Below are 19,736 nucleotides of genomic sequence, written 5' to 3' on the forward strand. Positions count from 1 at the left end.
GTCTGCCTTTGGACGCCGGCTGCGAACAGCTAGCGGCCTCCGATGACGTCCGTCTCCATCCGAGGTGGGAGCGGCTCGCGATCCGCGTCCAACGGATCGACGATCTCCCCCTGCACGGTAAGTGCGCCCTGGGCCAGCCGGGTCACCCGAGGGGGCACCGGCGGCTCCAGGCCAGCCACCACGCGCAGGCCGGAAAGGACGTCATCGGGTCGAACGGCGGGCGTTACCTGTCGCACGACAAGGTCGATTATCGCACACCGTGCGCCGTCCGCCCCGGAAGGTAGGTCGGACACCTCAGCCAGCTGGTCCGACACAGCGAAGTAGGTCACTGCGGCACGGCAGTCGAAGGACCGGCGACCCTGCTTGGTCATGCGTTCGACCAGCACCTCGCCGGTTTCCAGAAAACTTTTCACGGCCGCCGCCACCACCGCCGGGTCGATCGACGGCAGTTCCAGCCGCCAGCGGGAGGCGTCGATCCGGTCGGCCAGGCTGCCGGCGCCCTCGACCGCCACCACGGCATCGAGGATGTCCAGTCCCGGCGACAGGGCGGCGTCCAGGGCCGTCCGCAGTTCGGCCGGGTCGACCGGTGCCTGCAGGCCGATCTCCAGGTATTCGGCCTCGCTGCCGACGCCGGTGGGCGCCGCCGAGGCGTACGAGATCTTGGGGTGGGGGGTGAAGCCTTGGGAGTAGGCGATCGGCACCGCGGCCCGCCGCAGGGCACGCTCGAACGCACGGGCGAAGTCCCGGTGCGAGGTGAAGCGCAGCGGGCCGCGCTTGGCGTACCGGAGCCGGATCCGCTGGACGACCGGTGCCTGGCCGCCCACCGGTTGGTTCTTGGGGGGAATGTTTACTCCTAGACTGGGACCCGCAGGGGATGGCCTTCAGGCGAATTTTGGGCGGCGGGCGGGGCGGTTGGATGGTTCACGGGGGTCAGGGGCAGCAGCTTCTTACCCGTGGGGCCGATCTGGATCTCGGTGTCCATCGACGGGCACACGCCGCAGTCGAAGCACGGGGTCCAGCGGCAGTCGTCCTGTTCGTACTGGTTTAGCGAGTCCTGCCAGTCCTGCCAGAGCCAGTCCTTGTCGAGACCCGAGTCGAGGTGGTCCCACGGCAGCACCTCGGACTGCTCGCGCTCGCGGGTGGTGAACCAGTCCAGGTCGACACCGAAGCCCGGGAGCACCTCGGCGGCCGACTCGACCCAGCGGGCGTACGAGAAATGCTCGCTCCAGCCGTCGAACCGGCCACCCTTTTCCCACACCCGCCGGATCACCGCGCCGACCCGCCGGTCGCCCCGGGAGAGCAGGCCCTCGATCAGCGAGGGCTCGCCGTCGTGGTAGCGGTAACCGATCGCCCGGCCCAGCGACCGGTCGCTGTTGATCTCTTGCTTGAGCAGCTGGAGGCGGCCGTCGATGACCTCGGGCCGCTCCATGGGCGCCCACTGGAACGGGGTGTGCGGCTTGGGCACGAACCCGCCGATCGACACCGTGCAGCGGATGTCCTTGCTGCCGGTCGCCTGCCGGCCCGCCTTGATCACCTCGTGCGCCATCCGGCCGATCTGGAGCACGTCCTCGTCGGTCTCGGTGGGCAGACCGCACATGAAGTAGAGCTTGACCTGGCGCCAGCCGTTGGAATACGCCGTCACGACCGTCCGGATCAGGTCTTCCTCGGTCACCATCTTGTTGATGACCTTGCGGATCCGCTCGGAGCCGCCCTCGGGCGCGAAGGTGAGGCCGGTGCGCCGCCCGTTGCGGGACAGCTCCTGGGCCAGGTCGATGTTGAACGCGTCCACCCGGGTCGACGGCAGCGACAGCGAAACGTTGGTCCCCTGGTACTGCTCGGCGAGGCCGGAGCACATGTCGCCGATCTCGGAGTGGTCGGCGCTGGACAGCGAGAGCAGACCGACCTCGTTGAACCCGGAGAACTCCAGGCCCTCCCGCACCATCTGGCCGACCGTGGTGATCGACCGCTCCCGGACCGGCCGGGTGATCATGCCGGCCTGGCAGAACCGGCAGCCCCGGGTGCAGCCCCGGAAGATCTCCACGGCGTAGCGCTCGTGGACCGTCTCGGCGAGCGGGACCAGCGGTTTCTTGGGATAGGGCCAAGCATCAAGATCCATGGTCGTACGCTTGGCGACCCGGAACGGCACGTCCGGGCGGTTGGGCACGACCCGCTGGATCCGGCCGTCCGGCAGGTAGTCGACGTCGTAGAAACGCGGGACGTAGATGCTCTCGGTGCGGGCCAGCCGCAGCAGCAACTCGTCGCGGCCGCCGGGGCAGCCCTCGGCCTTCCACTCCCGGATGATGCCACTGATCTCGAGCACCGCCTCCTCGCCGTCGCCGAGCACGGCGGCGTCCAGGAAGTCGGCGATCGGCTCCGGGTTGAAGCTGGCGTGGCCGCCGGCCAGCACGATCGGGTCGTCCGGGCCGCGGTCGGCGCTGAGCAGCGGGATGCCGGCCAGGTCGAGGGCGGTGAACATGTTGGTGTAGCCCAGCTCGGTGGCGAACGACAGGCCGAGCACGTCGAAGGCCCGGACCGGCCGGTGCGCGTCGACCGTGAACTGCGGCACGCCGTGCTCACGCATCAGCGCCTCGAGGTCGGGCCAGACCGCGTACGTGCGCTCGGCGAGCACGTCGTCCTGCTCGTTGAGCACCTCATACAGGATCTGCACGCCCTGGTTGGGCAGGCCCACCTCGTACGCGTCGGGGTACATCAGAGCCCAGCGGACCGTGGTGGCGTCCCAGTCCTTCACGACGGCGCCGAGCTCGCCGCCCACGTACTGGATCGGCTTGCTTATCCGGGGCAGCAGCTGCTCGAGCTGAGGAAAGACGGACTGCACGCTCATGGGACTCCAGGGTACGCGGGCGATTAACGGAGTTCCGCCGCGGCCCGGTCCAAATCTGTGGTCAGCACGTCCTCGCGAAAGGCACAAAGCTGGAGCGTCATCCGGGCCGCTCCGCGCTCGCCGACCACCAGCCGGGTCGGCGTGCCGTGCGCGGACAGGTCGCCCACCAGCGCGTCCAGCAGCCGCACCCCGGCGCTGTCCAGGAACGAGACCGTGGTGAGGTCGATCAGGACCTTGCCGGCCTGGTTGATCCGCTTCACGATGGCCCGGCCGATCTCGGCCGAGTTGGCCAGGTCGATCTCGCCGGTCAGGCTGACCAGCTCGGCGTCGCCGAACTTCGAAAAGGTCACCCACTGATCCGTCTGATGCGTCACTTGGCCTCCCCTCGGCTGCGCCGCATCGTAACGGTCGTGCCGTCGCTGCGGTCGAAGTTGACCTGGTCCATCGACTCCCGGATCAGTTGGAGGCCGCGCCCGCGGGCTACGTCGGTCACCGCATCGTGCCAGGTGCCGTGGTCGGTGACCCGCACTTCGACCGCGTCGCCGCTCACCGTGGCGGTCACGTCGATCATGCCGAACGGGTCGTCCCGGTAACCGTGCTCGATCGCGTTCGCCACGGCCTCCGAGCAGGCCAGCAGCACCGCGTCCCGGCACTCGGAGTCGACGTCGTGCGACTCGAGCCAGCCACGCAGGTCGGCGCGCAGCAGCGCGATCTGCACACGCTCGGCGCCGATAGTGCGCTCGATCCGCTCCTCGGTGCCGAGCGTGAGGCAGAGCAGGCAGACGTCGTCGAGGTTGTCCCGGCCCACCATCGTGTCGGCCAGCGCCGCCGTGAATCCCTGCAGCGGCGAGTCGCGGCGCTGGTCGAACTCCCGGGCCAGCACCTCGAAGCCCTTGTCGATGGGCCGGGTCCGCCGCTCGATCAGTCCGTCGGTGAACAGCAGCAGGCGGCTCCCGGCCGGCAGCCGACGCCGGTGCTCGGTGCGGTTGTTGTTGCCGGCCCGCGAGCCGAGGGCCGCCGACCGCGCATCGAGGAGGAACTCGGGACTGCCGGCCGGCTCGTGCAGCAGCGGCGGCAGGTGCCCGGCGCACGCGTACGTCAGCTCGCCGCTGCTCAGGTCGACCTCGGCGTAGGCGACCGTGGCCATCCGGGCCGACTCGACCCGCTCGACGAACCGGTCCAGGCCGACCAGCAGCCGGGCCGGCCCCTCCTCGGCGTTCGCCAGCGCCCGGACCGCACTGCGCAGCTGGCCCATCGTGGTGGCCGCGTCGATGCCCCGGCCCACCACGTCGCCGACCACCACGGCCAGCTTGTCTTTGGTGATCTTGAACGCGTCGAACCAGTCGCCGCCGACCTCGAGGTCCTGGGAGCCGGCCTGGTAGTGGGTCTCCACCGCAAACCGCACGTCGCCGCTGGGCAGGTCGCTGGCCAGCAGGCTGCGCTGCAGGGTCCGGGCGATCTGCCGTTCCTGCTCGTAGAGCCGGGCGTTCTCCAGCGCCAGTGCGGTGCGGTCGGCCAGGTCGGTGAGGAAGGCCCGCTCGGCGGCCAGCCCGCGGCGGTCCAGCGGCATGCGCAGCGCCAGCGTGCCGAGCACCCGGCCCCGGGCGGTCAGCGGCAGCACCACGCAGCCGAGCGGGTCGGTGTCGCCAGGGAAGATCGGTTGACCGGCAGTGGTCGCCCGGGCGACCGCCGCGGCCAGCAGCTCGGGATCCGGCGCCGGGCCACCGGCCTCCTCGAGCAGGCCGGTCGGACCGACCTGGAGCCGGAGCACGGCCCAGTCGGCGATCTCGGGCACCGCGCGGTCGACCAGGCGCCGGGCCTTGGGCAGCAGCCGGTGCAGCTCGTCCAGCGAGCGGGCGGTGCCGGCCAGGAAGGTGGCCCGGTCCTCGCGGCGGCGGGCCTCGTCGTACAGCCGGGCCCGGTCGAGCGCCTGGCCGGCCTGCTGGCCGAGCAGGCGTACGACGCGCAGTTCGTTGTCGTTGAGCTGCCGCTCGCCGGTGAAGCTGAACGCGAGCACGCCCAGGGTCTCCGAGCTGGACTGCTCGTCGGACGGGCCGGTGGTGAGCGGCAGCAGCACCACCGTGTTGCGCCCGGACCGGCGCATGGTCTCGACCAGGTCCGGGAAGTGCTGCTTGGCGTCGGTCAGCGAGCCGACCACGTGCAGGTCGCCACGATCGGCCACCCGGGCCACCGCGCGCGGCGAGGACCGCGGCATGTCGTCCCAGTTGCCGGTGGTCGGGTCGGTCGAAGCCACCGCCACGATCAGGTCGCGTTCCTGGTCGACCAGGTAGATGCTGCTGCTGGTGGCGCCGAAGGCGGGTTCCGGCGCACGCACCACGGCCTCGGCCACCTCGGCCTCGGTCGGCGCCGCGGCCAGGTCGGCCACAATCTGCTGGAGGACCTGGACGCGGCGCTCCGACTCCTCGGCGCGCCGGGTGGCGAACAGCAGTTCCTGCTCGTAGCCGCGGCGCTCGGTGGCGTTGAAGACCGTGGTGCGGATGGCCCGCGGCTCGCCGGACCCGTCGCGGGCCAGCGTCGAGTTGACCAGCGTGGGCAGCGTGCGGCTGTCCGCGCAGACCACGTCGAAGGCCAGTTCGTGCACCTCGTCCTGCATGCGCAGCAGCGGGGCGTAGTGGGTCTCGTGATAGATCTGGCCGCCGGAGCTGAGCAGATCCCGGAAGCGACGATGACCGACCAACTCGGCCCGGGTGTATCCCGTCCAGGTCAGGAACGTCTGATTGACCTTGACGATGGTCCCGTCGGGGAGCGTGGTCAGATACCCGCACGGCGCATGCTCGTACAGGTCGTTCGGGTCGTCGTCCCAGGGCAGCCGTAACTCCTGCGTCACGTCCGGCCCACCAGAATCACTCACGGTCCCGCTTTACAGCCAAGCCTTCATCGCTTCGATCGTTTCGTCCGGAGCACTGAGGTTGGGGCAGTGTCCGGTGGCGTTCATCTGCACCAGCGTGCTGCCCGCCGTGTGCCTATGAACGTAGTCCCCCACGACGCCGGGCGCGATCACGTCGTCGGAGCATTGCAGGATCAGCGCCGGCGTGCGGAGCTTGAGCAGGTCGTCGCGATTGTCGGAGAGGAAGGTGACGCGCGCGAACTTCTTGGCGATGTCCGGATCGGTGCGGCAGAAGCTGTTGGTCAGTTCCTCGCCCAGTTCCGGCCGCTGCGGGTTTCCCATGATCACCGGTGCCATCTGACTGGACCAGCCCAGGTAGTTGGCGTCCAGGGAGTCCAGGAGGGACTCGATGTCGGCCCGGGCGAACCCACCCACGTAGCCGTCGGCCGGCTCGTTGATGTACCGCGGGGAGGGTCCGACGAGGACCAGCTTGGCGAACCGCTCCGGCTCCTTGTTGGCCGCCAGGATGCCGATCATGGAACTCACCGAGTGCCCGACGAACACCACATCCCAGAGGTCGTGCTCGTGCAGGATCTCGAGGATGTCGTCGGCGTAGCCGCTGAGCGAGGCGTAACGCTCGTCGTCATATGCCGAAAGGTCGGATTTGCCGTTGCCGACATGGTCGAAAAGAACGAGCCGATACGTGTCCGCGAAGGCGGGCGCCACCAGACGCCACATGTTCTGGTCGCAGCCGTAACCGTGCGCGAACATCATCGGCTGACCGAGCTGGTTGCCGGTCAACGTGACAGCGTTTCTCTGCATCGTTCTCATGTCTCGGTAACCATACGGCTCCGGACGGTCCGGCACATCGCCCAAGTTGTCCGCCTTCGCGCCGGGCCCGGTGGCGCACCGCCTCTAACCTGGGATGAGGTGACGAAGGAGATCGACCGATGACCGACCCCGCGGCCGGCACTCCGGACCCGACGCGCGTGGACGGCGGCGAGGAGCCGTCGACCGTGGACGCGCCGGTGCGGTGGAGCGGCTCAGCGACCGTGCCCGCGGCGAGCGAAAAGCAGGCGTGGTGGTCGCGGCGGCGACCGGCACCGGAGCACACCGACTGGGCCACCATCCCGGCCGTCGACCCCTGGGAGGGCGAGGACACACCGGTCGACCCGTTCCCCGCCGTACCGCAAATGCCCGAAACGCACCTGCCACCGACCCGCCTGGAGCAACCACCGCCGACCCGGCTCGAGCCGCCGCCGGCGGCGAAACCTCCCAAGATCAGCAAGAAGGAGCGCAAGGCCCGGGAGCGCGCCGCCCGCGAGTTGGAATCGGCCCGAGCCCGGATGGCCGACCAGCGCCAGACGCCGGTGAACCGCCTGGCGGTCCAACCTCGACCGGCCCAACCCCGACCGGGCCAACCTCGACCGGGCCAACCTCGATCGGGCCTGCCCGCTCCGCCCCCGTGGGTCTCGCGCGAACCGCAGCGCCCGCTGCCGCCGGCGCCCCGCAAACGTCGCCGCTGGGGCCGCCGGTTCGCGCTCCTCAGCCTGTTCGGCCTGGTCTGCTGCTGCGGCGGACCGATCGCCTGGTTCCAGTTCCCGGCCGCCCGCCAGCACCCGGTCAGCGCCACCCTGCCGCAGACCTTCGCCGACCTGAACCGCCGCGACGACAACGCCAGCCAGCGGGCCGTCGAACGGCTGGCCGACGAGCTGCGGGCCACGGACGCCGGCACCGACGGAGCCTTCGCCGGCGTCTACGGCGACAACCGCGGCAAACGGGTCACCCTGTTCGGGGTGACCGGCTTCCGGTTCAACCCGGGCACCGACGCGCGGACCCAGCTGGAGACCCTGTCCAGTGATCTCAAGCTGTCCGGCGTGCAGAAATTCGACCTCGGCGAGCTGGGCGCGCACGAGTTCTGCGGCATCGGCCGGGTGGACGGCACGGCGGTGGTGGTCTGCGCGTGGGCCGACCACGGCAGCATGGCCACCGTGCTGCTCACCCGCCGCTCGCTGGACGACAGCGCCGAGCTGGTCGGCCGGCTGCGCGACGCGGTGCTCAGCCCGGGGTAGCCTCGCCGTCGACCGGCGCCTTCGCCGGCGCGTACCGCGGCACGTACTCCTGCCCGGTCAGTTTCTGGATCTCGCCCATCACCTCGTCGGTGAGGGCGCGCAGCGCGGTGCGGTCGTCGGGCCGGCCCACCGTCTCGATCGGCTTGCCGAACCGGACGGTGATCTTGCCGCGGAACGGCATCGGGTACGGCTGGCCGATCGGCTGCACCTTGTCGGTGCCGAGCATGCCGACCGGGATGATCGGGACGCCGGCCGCCACCGCGAGCCGGGCCACGCCGGTGCGTCCCCGGTAGAGCCGGCCGTCCGGCGAGCGGGTGCCCTCGGGATAGACCACGACCATGTCGCCGGACTTGAGCACCGGGATGGCGCCGTCGAACGCGGTGAGCGCCGCGCGGCCGCCGCCCCGCTCCACCCGGATGGCGCCGAGGCCGTTCAGCAGGTTGCGGGTGAGCCAGCCGCCGAGGCCGGTGCCGTCGAAGTATTCGGACTTGGCCCAGAACGCGAGGTGCCGCGGCACGACGGCGCCGAGGAACAGTTCATCGGCCACCGACAGGTGGTTGCCCGCGAAGATCGCGCCGCCGGTGCGGGGCACGAACTCGAGGCCCTCGACATGCGGACGCCAGCCCAGCATCAGGGCGTTGCCGACGGTGACTTTGCCGATCGAGTAGAGCAGCGGCAACTGGGGATCCTCCGGGGTCCTGCGCAAGAAGTGGGGGCAGGGTGAGGTTATCGGACGGCACCCCGGAAGTTCGTGTCGATCTTGCCAACCGACCCGGACGTTCACCGCACAGGCGGCAAATATCCGGGTCGGGTTGCCAGATATCACAGATCCAATGACTGGCTGGCGCGCTCCACCGTCACCGTGACGGCTTCGCCCTCGCCCACCTCGCCGGCGAAGCCCGGCGCGCCGGCGTCCGCGAAGGACACCGCGAGCGCGAGCGTCTCGCCGGCCACGAACTCGCGGTGAGCCTCCACCGCGCGCCGCACCGGCTCGGCGGCCGAGACCGCCAGCGAGATCCGGTCGGCGACGTCCAGGCCGGCGTCCCGGCGGGCCTGCTGCACCACCCGGATCACGTCCCGGGCCAGACCCTCGGCGTGCAGCTCCGGGGTGACCGCGGTGTCCAGCACCACGACCCCGGCGCCGGCCGGCAGCGGAGCGGAGTTCGCCACGTCGGCGGCGACCAGCTTGAGCTCGTACTCGCCCTCCTGGAGGGTGACACCGGCCGCGACCGGCGCGCCGTCGACCAGCTGCCAGTCGCCCTTCTTGACCGCCTGGATCACCTGCTGCACCTGCTTGCCGACCCGCGGGCCGAGCGCCCGCGGCACCACGGTGAGCACCTGCTGGCAGTACGCCGCCACGTCGCCGGTGAAGACCACGTCCTTGACGTTGACCTCGTCGGCGAGCAGGTCGGCGAACCCGGCCAGCGCGGTGGCGTCCGCGGTGGCCACGGTGAGCCGGGCCAGCGGCAGCCGGACCCGCAGGGCGCGGGCCTTGCGCAGGGACAGCGCCGCGGAGGCCGCGTCCCGGATCGCGTCCATCGAGGCCACCAGCTGGTGGTCGGCCGGGAACGGATCCGCCGACGGCCAGTCGGTCAGGTGCACCGACCGGCCACCGGTCAGGCCGCGCCAGATCTCCTCGGCGGTCAGCGGCGCGAGCGGCGCCACCACCCGGGTCACCGTCTCCAGGACGGTGGCCAGGGTGTCGAACGCGTCCGCGTCGCCGGCCCAGAACCGGTCCCGGGACCGCCGCACGTACCAGTTGGTGAGTGCGTCCAGGTAAGACCGCACCGATGCGGCAGCGCCCGAGATGTCGTACTCGTCCATCTGGTTCTGGACGTCCGTGACCAGCTCGCCGGTCTTCGCGAGGATGTACCGGTCGAGCAGGTGCTGTGAATCGACGCGCAGGGCAGCCGAGTGGCCCGAGGCGTTCGCGTAGAGGCTGAAGAAGTACCAGACGTTCCACAGCGGCAGCAGCACCTGGCGCACCGAGTCGCGGATCGCCACCTCGGTGACCGGCATGTCACCGCCACGCAGCACCGGCGAGGACATCAGCATCCAGCGCATCGCGTCCGAGCCGTACGTGTCGAAGACCCGGTACACGTCCGGGTAGTTGCGCAGGCTCTTCGACATCTTCCGGCCGTCCTCGCCCAGCAGGATGCCGTGGCTCAGGCAGTTCCGGAACGCGGGCCGGTCGAACAGCGCGGTGGCCAGCACGTGCATGGTGTAGAACCAGCCGCGGGTCTGCCCGATGTACTCGACGATGAAGTCGCCCGGGTAGTGGTGCTCGAACCAGTCCTTGTTCTCGAACGGGTAGTGCACCTGGGCGAACGGCATCGAGCCCGACTCGAACCAGCAGTCCAGCACCTCCGGCACCCGGCGCATGGTCGACTGCCCGGTCGGGTCGTCCGGGTTAGGCCTGGTCAGCTCGTCGATGTACGGCCGGTGCAGGTCGGTGACCGTCACTCCGAAGTCACGCGACAGCTCCTCCAGCGAGCCGTACACGTCGACCCGCGGGTACTGCGGGTCGTCCGACTTCCACACCGGGATCGGCGAGCCCCAGAACCGGTTCCGGGAGATCGACCAGTCCCGCGCGTTGGACAGCCACTTGCCGAACGAGCCGTCCTTGATGTGCGCCGGCGTCCAGGTGATCTCCTGGTTGAGCTCGACCATCCGGTCCCGGAACTTGGTCACCGCCACGAACCAGGACGACACCGCCTTGTAGACCAGCGGTGTGTCGCAGCGCCAGCAGTGCGGGTAGGAGTGCGTGTAGCCGTCGTGCCGCAGCACCACGCCGCCCCGGCCCTTGAGCTCGGCGATCACCGGCTTGTTGGCGTCGAACACCTGCACGCCCTGCCACGGCGGGACCAGCCCGGTGAACCGGGTGTGCTCGTCGACGGTCACCACGGTCGGGATGCCGGCCGCGTTGCAGACGTTCTGGTCGTCCTCGCCGAACGCGGGCGCCAGGTGCACCACGCCGGTGCCGTCCTCGTCGGTGACGAAGTCGGCGGCCAGCACCTGATATGCCGCCGGGCCGGCGTGCTCGACCAGGAAGTCGAACAGCGGGGTGTAGCGCCGCCCGGCCAGGTCCCGGCCCAGCACGGTGCCGACCTGCTCGTACCCCTCCAGCTCCTTGGCGTACGCACCCAGCCGGGACGCGCCCACCAGCAGTTTCTCGCCGTTCTTCTGGAGAACCGCATACTCCAGCGAGGGGCCGACCGCCAGCGCCAGGTTGGACGGGAGCGTCCACGGCGTGGTGGTCCAGACCGCGACCTTCTCCCCCGTCTCCAGCTGGAACGTGACGGTCAGCGCCGGGTCGGTCCGGTCCCGGTAGACGTCGTCCATCCGGGTCTCGGTGTTGGACAGCGGCGTCTCGCACCGGAAGCAGTACGCCAGCACCCGGAAACCCTCGTATACCAGGCCCTTGTCGTGCAGCGTCCGGAACGCCCACATGACCGACTCCATGTAGCTGAGGTCGAGGGTCTTGTAGTCGTTGTCGAAGTCCACCCAGCGGGCCTGCCGGGTGACGTAGCGCTCCCAGTCCTTGGTGTACGCCAGCACGGACGAGCGGCACGCCTCGTTGAACTTGTCGAGGCCCAGCTCGACGATCTGCGCCTTGGTGGTGATGCCGAGCTGCTTCTCGGCCTCGACCTCCGCGGGCAGCCCGTGGGTGTCCCAGCCGAAACGCCGCTCCACCCGCTTGCCGCGCATGGTCTGGTAGCGCGGGACCAGGTCCTTCACGTACCCGGTGAAGAGGTGCCCGTAGTGCGGCAGCCCGTTGGCGAACGGCGGCCCGTCGTAGAAGACGTACTCGTTGCTGCCGTTCGCACCGGCCGGCCGCTGCTCGACGGACGCCTCGAAGGTCTGGTCGGCCGCCCAGTGCTCCAGCACCGCGCGCTCCACCGCGGGCAGGTCCGGGCTGGCCGGCACGCCCGTCGCGTCGGTGTGCTTGGGATAGGCCATGGTTCTCCTCTAGCAGTCATCATCCGACTGCGAGGACGAGCACAGAGCCCGCGGTACCACCTCGCTTGACGGGGCAAACCACCCCGCCCGCTCATTCGACCGGCGCTGCGCGCGTGCCGATCCGCCCGGTTCTAGTGAGACCCGAAGGTCCGTTCTTCCGGAGGCTCCCCGGTGATGGCCGGTTCAGTGCCTGCGTGGTGACAACGATACCGGTCACCCCAGGACTCCCTCATCCGCATTAAGTGGTACGCCTCGGCGCTGGTCCCGGGGCTAGAGCTTGGGGAACCAGAGGGCCAGCTCGCGGGCCGCGCTCTCCGGCGAGTCGGAGGCGTGCACCAGGTTTTCCCGGTTGGACAGCGAGAAGTCGCCGCGGATCGTGCCGGCCGCGGCCTTGCGCCCGTCGGTGGCGCCGAGCATGGCCCGGACCACCTCGATCACCTGGTCGCCGCTGAGCACCAGCGCCACCAGCGGACCGCCGGTCATGAACTCCTTGAGCGGCGGGTAGAACGGTTTGTCCACGTGGTCGGCGTAGTGCTCGGCGGCCAGCGCCGCGTCCATCGTGCGCATCTCCAGCGCGTCGACGACCAGGCCCTTACGCTCGAACCGGGCGAGGAGCTCACCGATCAGGCCGCGGCGGACCGCGTCGGGCTTGATGAGCACGAGCGAACGCTCGATGGGGCTGGACACGGGGTTCCTCCAGGACTACCGACGGACCGACACGCGAGGTTCAGCCTATCGGTACCCGGATTCGGGCGAGCGGCAACGCCGGGACTACCGCACTTTCGCGGAACCGGCGCCGGGCAATAACCTGACGGGGAACGAGCAGGAGGTCCACATTGGCAAACCAGACCGGCCGTCCTGTCGCACCGGCACGCAAGCTGGTGGCGGCCGTCATGGGCACGATCGCCGTCTTCGTGATGGCGCTGGGCCTGGGCATGTCCAGCTGGGGGGTCGTCATCTTCGGCCTGGCCCTGTTGGCGCTGTCGATAGCCCTGGGCATGGTCAATGTGGTGCGCCGCGGCGCGCGCGCCTGGGTGGCCGGCACCGCCGAGGTCCGCGCGATCTCCCCGCCGCCCACGTCGTCCGCGGTCTACGGCCGCGCCGAGATCCAGGCCGTCGTGGTCGCCCCCGGCCTGCCCACCTCCGAGGTGACCATCCGCGAGCCGCGGGTCCCCGTGGTGAAGTGGCCGTTCCCCGGCGACACCCTGCCGATCACGGTCGACGTGGACGACATGCGCCGGGTCCGCATCAACTGGGACGAGGCCACCCCGCACGAACGCGGCGAGGACCCGCCGCCCCCGCCCACCGAGTACGAAGAGATCCCCGACGACGATCTGCTGGGTGACGTCGAGCCACCGCCCTGGGCGGCCCGCGACCGCGGCTGGTCCCCGCCGCCGGACGAGCCCCCGCCGCCGCCTCCGCCCGGGGCGACCTACGAGGAAATTCCGGTGGTGGTACGCGACACGCCCGGCGGCCCGGTGGTCGAGGGCGAGTTGGTGGACGCCGACGCCCAGCCCCAGCCGCTCCCCCGCCGGGCCGCCGCCGGCTCCTATGCCGCGCCCCCCGCCGACGAGTTCGCCGCGACGGAAGAGGAAGCCCCCGAGGAGCCCGGCCCCAGCGAGTGGAGCCGTCCCGGCGGTGCCGCTCCCGCCACGGCGACCGCCGCCACCTTCGCGGGCGCGGCCGGCGCCGCCCGCGCCGCAGCATCCGCCCCCGGTCCGGCCCGCCCCGCGGGCACCCGCCCCAGCCCGCGCCCCCGCGGCGGCACCGCCACCGCTACGGCCGACCCGCAGGCGATGGTCGACCCAGAAACGATGGCCGACCAGGCTGCCGCGGCACCCCCACCGACCCAGCGTCCCCCGCACCACGACGACGCGCTGCCGGTGGACGTCCCGTTGGACGAGCCGGTCCCCGATACGGGCGAGACCACCACCCGGGCGGAGCCCATCCGGCGCCCCGAACCCACCGCCACCTCGACCACGGCGACCCCGTCACCGATGACCTCGTTCCCCACCGCCCCCGAGCCGGTGTCCCCGCCGAGGGCCGCGCCACAGCCGACCACCCCCCGCCCACCGGCCCCCGAGCCGCACGACGACATCGACCTGCCGCTGGACGGCGACCCCGACCCGGCCCCCGAGTCCACGCCCCAGGCAGCATCGGCCGTGGCCGACGACCTGATCGCGCCGCCCGCCGCTCCCCGCGAGTCGACCAGGTTCATGTCGAACGCCGCCCACGACGCCGAAACAGCAGCCGCCGGCCCCAGGCCCACCGGCGTGATAGCCGGCATGGCGGCAGCTTTCACCGCCGCGGCGGCCGCCGTAAAAGACAAGGTCACCCGCCCCACGCACGCGGAGCAACGACCCCACGCCGAGCCAACGGACCCCGATCCCGCACCGGCGGCAGACCACCCCACCCCGCCGCCCACCGCCGCGAGCAACACCGCTGCGGCCGGTGCCGGTCCGTGGTCCGCGCCGCCCAAGACCCCCGAGCCCGACGAGCACGCCGACGACCTGATCACGGCCTATCCCAGCGCCCGCCCCGGCCCCGCCGGAGCGATCTACGGCGTCGGCATCACGGTCCTGGTGACCGAACTGTCCCGGTCGATCGCCTTCTACCGGGACACCCTCGGCTTCTACGAACTCGACAGCGGCGACGGAAGCGCCGTCCTGGCCTCCGGCGACACCCGCCTGGTCCTGCGCACCGTCGGCGAACTCGGCAACGAGGCCGGCCGCCTGATCTACCTCAACCTCGAGGTGGGCGACATCGAAGCGGTTTACGGCGAGCTGCAGGCCAAGGGCGTCCCGTTCGTCCACGGCCCCCGCCCGGTAAACCGCGGGGACCGCCTGGAACTCTGGTCCGCCACCTTCCGCGACCCCGACGACCACAACATCGCCATCACCCAGTGGCGAGCCATCCGCCAGCCCTGACCCGCCGCCCGCCTGACCCCGCCGCCGCAGATCAGGCGTCTGGGGGCGGCGTGCCGAGGATTGTCCGGCGGACGTTCAGGGCGTACCACCAGGCCGCCCCGAAGATCAGGCCGAGCACGGCCAGGGACCAGTGCAGCAGCCCGCTCGCCAGCAGCAGCAGTTGGAGCGCGCTCCCCGCCGCCCACGCCCACCGGTGCCGCATCAGGCCGGCCAGGACGGCCGCCGACACCGCCAGCGCGATCACCGCGCCGATGCCCCAGCCGCTCAGGTCGCCGCCCATGACGCGGATCGGCTGGATGCCCAGGAGCAGCACGATCGCCTCCAGCGCCAGGGTGCCGGCGCCCAGACCTCGTACCGCTGCCCGGGGGTTGCGCAGGCCGGACCGGGGCGGCTCGGTCATCGCTTCAGGAGCTTCCGCGCGTCGGCGACGGTTACCACCGAGCCGGTGATCAGGACGCCCACGCCGCTCAGTTCGCCGGACGTGTCGGACTCGGCCAGGACCACGGCCTCCTCGATCGCGTCCGGCATGGTCTGCGCGACCGTGACCCTGTCCTCGCCGAAGATGCCGGCCGCCACCTGGGCCAGTTCGGCCACCGGCATGGAGCGTGGCGAGCTGTTCTGCGTCACCACGATCCGGGCGGCCACCGGTTCCAGCAGGTCGAGCAGGCCGGACGCGTCCTTGTCGCCGAGCACCGCGACCACCGCGACGAGGTGCCGGAACGCGAACTCCTCCTCCAGCGCGCTCACCGTCGCGGCCATGCCGTGCGGGTTGTGCGCTCCGTCCAGCAGGATGGCCGGTGCGCTGCGGACCCGTTCGAGCCGGCCCGGCGAGTCGACCTGGGCGAAGCCCTCACGGATCAGGTCGAGTTGCAACTGCCGGTCTTTGCCGGCGCCGAGGAACGCCTCGACCGCGGCCAGCGCGGTTGCCGCATTTTGCGCCTGGTGCTGGCCGAACAGCGGCAGGAAGATCTCGTCGTAGACGCCGCCGAGGCCCTGCAGGGTGAGCACCTGGCCGCCGACCGCCTGGGTCCGCTCCACCACCCCGAACTCGCTGCCCTCCCGAGCCAGCGTCGCGCCCATCTCGGCGCAGCGCTCCAGGATCGGCCGCATCGCCTCCTCGGTCTGCAGCGAGGTGACCACCGTGGCGCCCTTGTGGATGATGCCGGCCTTGGCCCAGGCGATGTCCTCGATGGTGTCGCCGAGCCACTCGGTGTGGTCGAGCCCGATCGGGGTGAGCACGCAGACGCCCGCCTCGATCACGTTTGTCGCGTCGTCCTCGCCGCCCAGCCCCACCTCGACCACGGCCACATCCACCGGCGCGTCGGCGAAGGCGGCGTAGGCCATCGCGGTGGTCATATCGAAGTAGGTCAGCGGTTCCGAGTTCCGCGCATCGATGAGCGAGGCCAGCGGTTCGATTTCGCGGTACGTCGACACGAGCCGTTCCTCGGAGATCGGCTCGCCGTCCAGACTGATCCGTTCGCGCAGCGTTTCGAGATGCGGGCTGGTGTACCGGCCGGTGTGCACGCCGTGCGCCCGCAACAGTGCGTCGATCATGCGCGCCGTGCTGGTCTTGCCGTTGGTGCCGGTCAGATGGATGGCCGGGTACGCCCGTTGCGGGCTGCCCAGCACGTCCATCAGATCCCGGATCTTGCGGATGTCGAACACCATCCGGGTGAAGCCGCGCTGCTCCAGCGCGGCCGTGACCTCGTCGTACTCGCTCATGGTTTGCTCTTTATGCACTTCGCAGCGCGGCCAGCGCCGCGGCGATCCGGGTGAGGTCCGACTCGGCCGCCGCGAGGCGGTCCTTGATCTTGGCGACCACCTGCTCGGGCGCCTTGCCGATGAACGCGTCGTTGTCGAGCTTGGCCCGGCACTGGGCCGCCTCCTTCTCGGCGGCGGCGCGGTCCTTTTCCAGCCGGGCCCGCTCGGCCGCCACATCGATCGTCCCGCGGGTGTCGAGGTCGACCGTGATGCCGCCGGTCACCGCGAGCGTCGCGGTCGCGGTGAAGCCGGCCGCCGGCGGGTCGAGCCGGGCCAGCGAACGGATCAGTGGCTCGTGCGTGTCGATGCCGACGTTGCCCAGGCCGGTGAGCGCGGCGGAGACCCGCTGGCTCGGCTTGAGCCCCTGGTCGGAGCGGAACCGGCGGACCTCGGTGACGACCTTCTGCAGGGCCGCGAGTTCCTCCTCGGCCGCGTCGTCGACGAGCGCCGGAACGGCCTGCGGCCAGGCCGACAGGGTGACCGTCTCGCCGCTGGTCAGGGCGATCCACAGCTCTTCGGTGACGAAGGGGATCACCGGGTGCAGCAGGCGCAAAAGCTGATCGAGTACGTGGCCCAGGACGCGCCGGGTGTTGGCGGCGGACTGGGTGTCGGCCGACAGCACCGGCTTGCTCAGCTCGACGTACCAGTCGCAGACGTCGTCCCAGGCGAAGTGGTAGAGCGCGTCGCAGACCTTGGCGTACTCGTAGGTCGCGAAGTACTCGTCGACCTCGCCGACGACGTGCTGGAGCCGGGACAGGATCCACTTGTCGATCGCGGACAGTTCCTCGACCGGCGGCAGATCGCCCTGCACGGTCGCGCCGTTCATCAGCGCGAACCTGGTCGCATTCCAGAGCTTGTTGCAGAAGTTGCGGGAGCCCTGGCACCACTCCTCGCTGATCGGCACGTCCGAGCCCGGGTTGGCGCCGCGGGCCAGGGTGAACCGGGTGGCGTCGGCGCCGTAGCGGTCGATCCAGTCCAGCGGGTCGACCACGTTGCCGAACGACTTCGACATCTTCTTGCCGTGCCCGTCGCGCACCATGCCGTGCAGGTTCACCACGTCGAACGGCTGCACATCATCCATCGCGTACAGGCCGAACATCATCATCCGGGCCACCCAGAAGAAGAGGATGTCGTACCCGGTCACGAGGACGCTGGTCGGATAGAACTTCTCCAGCGTCTCGGTCCGCTCCGGCCAGCCCATCGTGGAGAACGGCCACAGCGCCGACGAGAACCACGTGTCCAGCACGTCCTCGTCCTGGTGCCAGCCCTCGCCGGACGGCGGCTGCTCGTCCGGCCCGACGCAGACGACCTCGTCGTTGGGGCCGTACCAGACCGGGATGCGGTGTCCCCACCACAGCTGCCGTGAGATGCACCAGTCGTGCATGTTGTCGACCCAGGCGAAGTAGCGCTTGGCCAGCTCGGCCGGCTCGATGGTGACCCGGCCGTCGCGCACCGCGTCGCCGGCCGCCTTGGCGAGCGGGCCGGTGTTGACGAACCACTGCAGCGACAGGCGCGGCTCCACGGTGGTCTTGCACCGCGAGCAATGACCGACCGAGTGCAGGTACGGACGCTTCTCGGCGACGATCCGGCCCTCTTCGCGCAGCGCGGCCACCACGGCGGGACGAGCCTCGTACCGGTCCAGGCCCTGGAACGGACCGTGCACGGTGACGACCGCGCGCTCGTCCATCATCGTGACGCTCGGGAGGTCGTGCCGCTGGCCGATCTCGAAGTCGTTGGGGTCGTGCGCCGGCGTCACCTTGACCGCGCCGGTGCCGAACGCCGGGTCGACGTGCTCGTCGGCGACGATCGGGATGCGGCGCCCGGTGAGCGGCAGCTCGACCTCGGTGCCGATCAGGTGCTTGTACCGCTCGTCGTCGGGGTGCACGGCAACCGCGGTGTCACCCAGCATGGTCTCGGCACGGGTGGTGGCGACCACGATCGCGTTGTCGCCCTCGCCGTACCGGATCGAGACCAGTTCGCCCTCGTCGTCGGTGTGCTCCACCTCGATGTCACTGAGCGCTGTCAGGCACCGGGGACACCAGTTGATGATCCGGTTGGCCCGGTAGATCAGCTCGTCCTCGTACAGCCGCTTGAAAATGGTCTGGACGGCCCGGGACAGGCCGTCGTCCATGGTGAACCGCTCGTGTGCCCAGTCGACCGAGTCGCCGAGCCGGCGCATCTGACCGAGGATGGCCCCGCCGGACTGCGCCTTCCACTCCCAGACCTTTTCCACGAATTTCTCGCGGCCCAGGTCGTGGCGGGACAGCTGCTGTGCGGCGAGCTGGCGTTCCACCACGTTCTGGGTGGCGATGCCGGCGTGGTCCATGCCGGGCAGCCACAGCACCTCGAAGCCCTGCATGCGCTTGAACCGGGAGAGGATGTCCTGGATGGTGTGGTCGAGGGCGTGCCCGATGTGCAGCGACCCGGTGACGTTGGGCGGCGGGATGACGATCGAGAACGCTGGTTTGTCGCTCTTGGCGTCCGCCGTGAAGTAGCCCGCCGATACCCACGTCTCGTACCGCCGTTGCTCTACCTCGCCCGGCTGGTACTGGGCGGAGAGGCCACCGGTGGGCCGGCTGTCCGGGGTGCGGGTCTGGGAGGTCTCGGTCACCCGACAAGTCTACGGAGCCGGTGCCGGAACCCCGAATTCGCACCTCCTCCCTTTGGGGATCGTTGCTAGGCTCGCGCAATGTCCGAGGCCCCGATCGACATCGGCCACGTCGAGCTCAGCGCACAGCAGCCCGAGGAGCCACCGCGCCCCCGCTCAAAGGTCCGCCTGATTCTGCTGTCCACGCTCGCCGCGGCGGCACTTGCGGGCACCGCGGCAATGGGCTGGTCGGCCTGGCGGATCGTTTCGCAGAAAGACGCCACGCTGACCCCGCCCGGCCAGATCGGCGCGCTCCGGCTCGACGAGGGTGACGACGCCCGCTCCATTTCCGAATACATGCAGAACGCACTGTCCGCGGACGTCGACGTAGACAAGACGGTGGGCGCCGTCTACACGGATGCGGCCGGCCAGAACATTCTGTTCTTCGGCGGCACGACTCTCTTCTGGACGCCCGAGGCCGACCTGGACACCGCGTTCAAGCTCATTTCCGACAACGAGGGCGCCGTACGCGACATTCGCGAGGTGCCGGCCGGCTCGTTGGGCGGGACGGTGAAGTGCGGCGTCACCGCTTCGGACGACGGCGACATGCCGGTCTGCGGCTGGGCCGATCACGGCAGCCTGGCGCTGGCGATGTTCCCCGGCCGCCAGCTGTCCGACGCGGCGCCGTTGCTGATCCAGATTCGCGACGCGACCCAGAAGCGCTAGAAACCGCTGGAAA

Annotated in this window: 14 protein-coding genes; 3 read left to right on the forward strand and 11 right to left on the reverse strand. The window is 70.6% G+C overall.

Translation table 11 applies throughout. The features are described from left to right. Positions 1 to 29 precede the first annotated feature (29 nt). From Ari01nite_RS38380 to Ari01nite_RS38400, 5 genes are read right to left on the reverse strand one after another with little or no spacing between them, the layout of a single operon-like run. Complete coding sequence (locus tag Ari01nite_RS38380) at positions 30 to 824, reverse strand: TIGR03936 family radical SAM-associated protein (protein WP_203787834.1); 795 nt, start codon at positions 822 to 824, stop codon at positions 30 to 32. Positions 825 to 853: 29 nt separating this feature from the next. Next, positions 854 to 2,842, reverse strand: a complete 1,989-nt coding sequence (locus Ari01nite_RS38385; protein ID WP_239163371.1) for a TIGR03960 family B12-binding radical SAM protein — start codon at positions 2,840 to 2,842, stop codon at positions 854 to 856. A 23-nt stretch (positions 2,843 to 2,865) separates the two neighbouring features. Beyond that, positions 2,866 to 3,192, reverse strand: a complete 327-nt coding sequence (locus tag Ari01nite_RS38390; protein ID WP_239163372.1) for an STAS domain-containing protein — start codon at positions 3,190 to 3,192, stop codon at positions 2,866 to 2,868. 20 nt (positions 3,193 to 3,212) lie between these two features. After that, entirely contained in the window at positions 3,213 to 5,714 is a 2,502-nt protein-coding gene (locus tag Ari01nite_RS38395; RefSeq protein WP_239163373.1) for a SpoIIE family protein phosphatase, read from the reverse strand. A gap of 9 nt (positions 5,715 to 5,723) precedes the next feature. Then, a complete protein-coding gene (locus Ari01nite_RS38400) occupies positions 5,724 to 6,512 on the reverse strand; it encodes an alpha/beta fold hydrolase (RefSeq protein WP_307837813.1) in 789 nt (262 codons plus the stop codon). Between the two features lie 128 nt (positions 6,513 to 6,640). On the opposite strand from Ari01nite_RS38400, the gene Ari01nite_RS38405 reads away from it, so the two are divergent. Further along, on the forward strand, positions 6,641 to 7,762 hold the full coding sequence (locus Ari01nite_RS38405; RefSeq protein WP_203787840.1) for a hypothetical protein: 1,122 nt from the start codon (positions 6,641 to 6,643) through the stop codon (positions 7,760 to 7,762). Here the strand turns inward: Ari01nite_RS38405 and Ari01nite_RS38410 are convergent. The 3 genes from Ari01nite_RS38410 to ndk form a co-directional block, all read right to left on the reverse strand. Continuing rightward, the gene (locus Ari01nite_RS38410) at positions 7,749 to 8,441 is read right to left on the reverse strand and encodes a lysophospholipid acyltransferase family protein (RefSeq protein WP_203787842.1); all 693 of its coding nucleotides are present in this window, start codon (positions 8,439 to 8,441) and stop codon (positions 7,749 to 7,751) included. The two genes, Ari01nite_RS38405 and Ari01nite_RS38410, sit on opposite strands and share 14 nt — an antisense overlap. A gap of 143 nt (positions 8,442 to 8,584) precedes the next feature. After that, positions 8,585 to 11,722 (reverse strand): isoleucine--tRNA ligase, encoded by a 3,138-nt coding sequence (gene ileS, locus Ari01nite_RS38415; protein WP_203787844.1) that lies wholly within the window; start codon positions 11,720 to 11,722, stop codon positions 8,585 to 8,587. A 270-nt stretch (positions 11,723 to 11,992) separates the two neighbouring features. Then, positions 11,993 to 12,409, reverse strand: a complete 417-nt coding sequence (gene ndk, locus Ari01nite_RS38420) for a nucleoside-diphosphate kinase (RefSeq protein ID WP_203787846.1) — start codon at positions 12,407 to 12,409, stop codon at positions 11,993 to 11,995. 149 nt (positions 12,410 to 12,558) lie between these two features. Here ndk and Ari01nite_RS51100 point away from each other — a divergent pair, with 149 nt between their 5' ends. Further along, positions 12,559 to 14,649 (forward strand): VOC family protein, encoded by a 2,091-nt coding sequence (locus Ari01nite_RS51100; RefSeq protein WP_275410913.1) that lies wholly within the window; start codon positions 12,559 to 12,561, stop codon positions 14,647 to 14,649. Positions 14,650 to 14,680: 31 nt separating this feature from the next. On the opposite strand, the gene Ari01nite_RS38430 is transcribed toward Ari01nite_RS51100, so the two are convergent. The 3 genes from Ari01nite_RS38430 to Ari01nite_RS38440 are packed head-to-tail and all read right to left on the reverse strand — an operon-like array spanning position 14,681 to position 19,021. After that, entirely contained in the window at positions 14,681 to 15,049 is a 369-nt protein-coding gene (locus Ari01nite_RS38430) for a DUF4233 domain-containing protein (RefSeq protein WP_203787848.1), read from the reverse strand. Then, a complete protein-coding gene (locus Ari01nite_RS38435; protein WP_203787850.1) occupies positions 15,046 to 16,371 on the reverse strand; it encodes a bifunctional folylpolyglutamate synthase/dihydrofolate synthase in 1,326 nt (441 codons plus the stop codon). The genes Ari01nite_RS38430 and Ari01nite_RS38435 overlap by 4 nt, the downstream gene beginning before the upstream one ends. A 10-nt stretch (positions 16,372 to 16,381) precedes the next feature. Next, positions 16,382 to 19,021: a valine--tRNA ligase gene (locus Ari01nite_RS38440; RefSeq protein WP_203787853.1), complete on the reverse strand. Its 2,640-nt coding sequence runs from the start codon at positions 19,019 to 19,021 to the stop codon at positions 16,382 to 16,384. Between the two features lie 78 nt (positions 19,022 to 19,099). On the opposite strand from Ari01nite_RS38440, the gene Ari01nite_RS38445 reads away from it, so the two are divergent. Further along, a complete protein-coding gene (locus tag Ari01nite_RS38445) occupies positions 19,100 to 19,723 on the forward strand; it encodes a hypothetical protein (protein WP_203787855.1) in 624 nt (207 codons plus the stop codon). Positions 19,724 to 19,736 lie beyond the last annotated feature (13 nt).

Source organism: Paractinoplanes rishiriensis (assembly GCF_016862375.1).
Taxonomy (GTDB): Bacteria; Actinomycetota; Actinomycetes; order Mycobacteriales; family Micromonosporaceae; genus Actinoplanes; species Actinoplanes rishiriensis.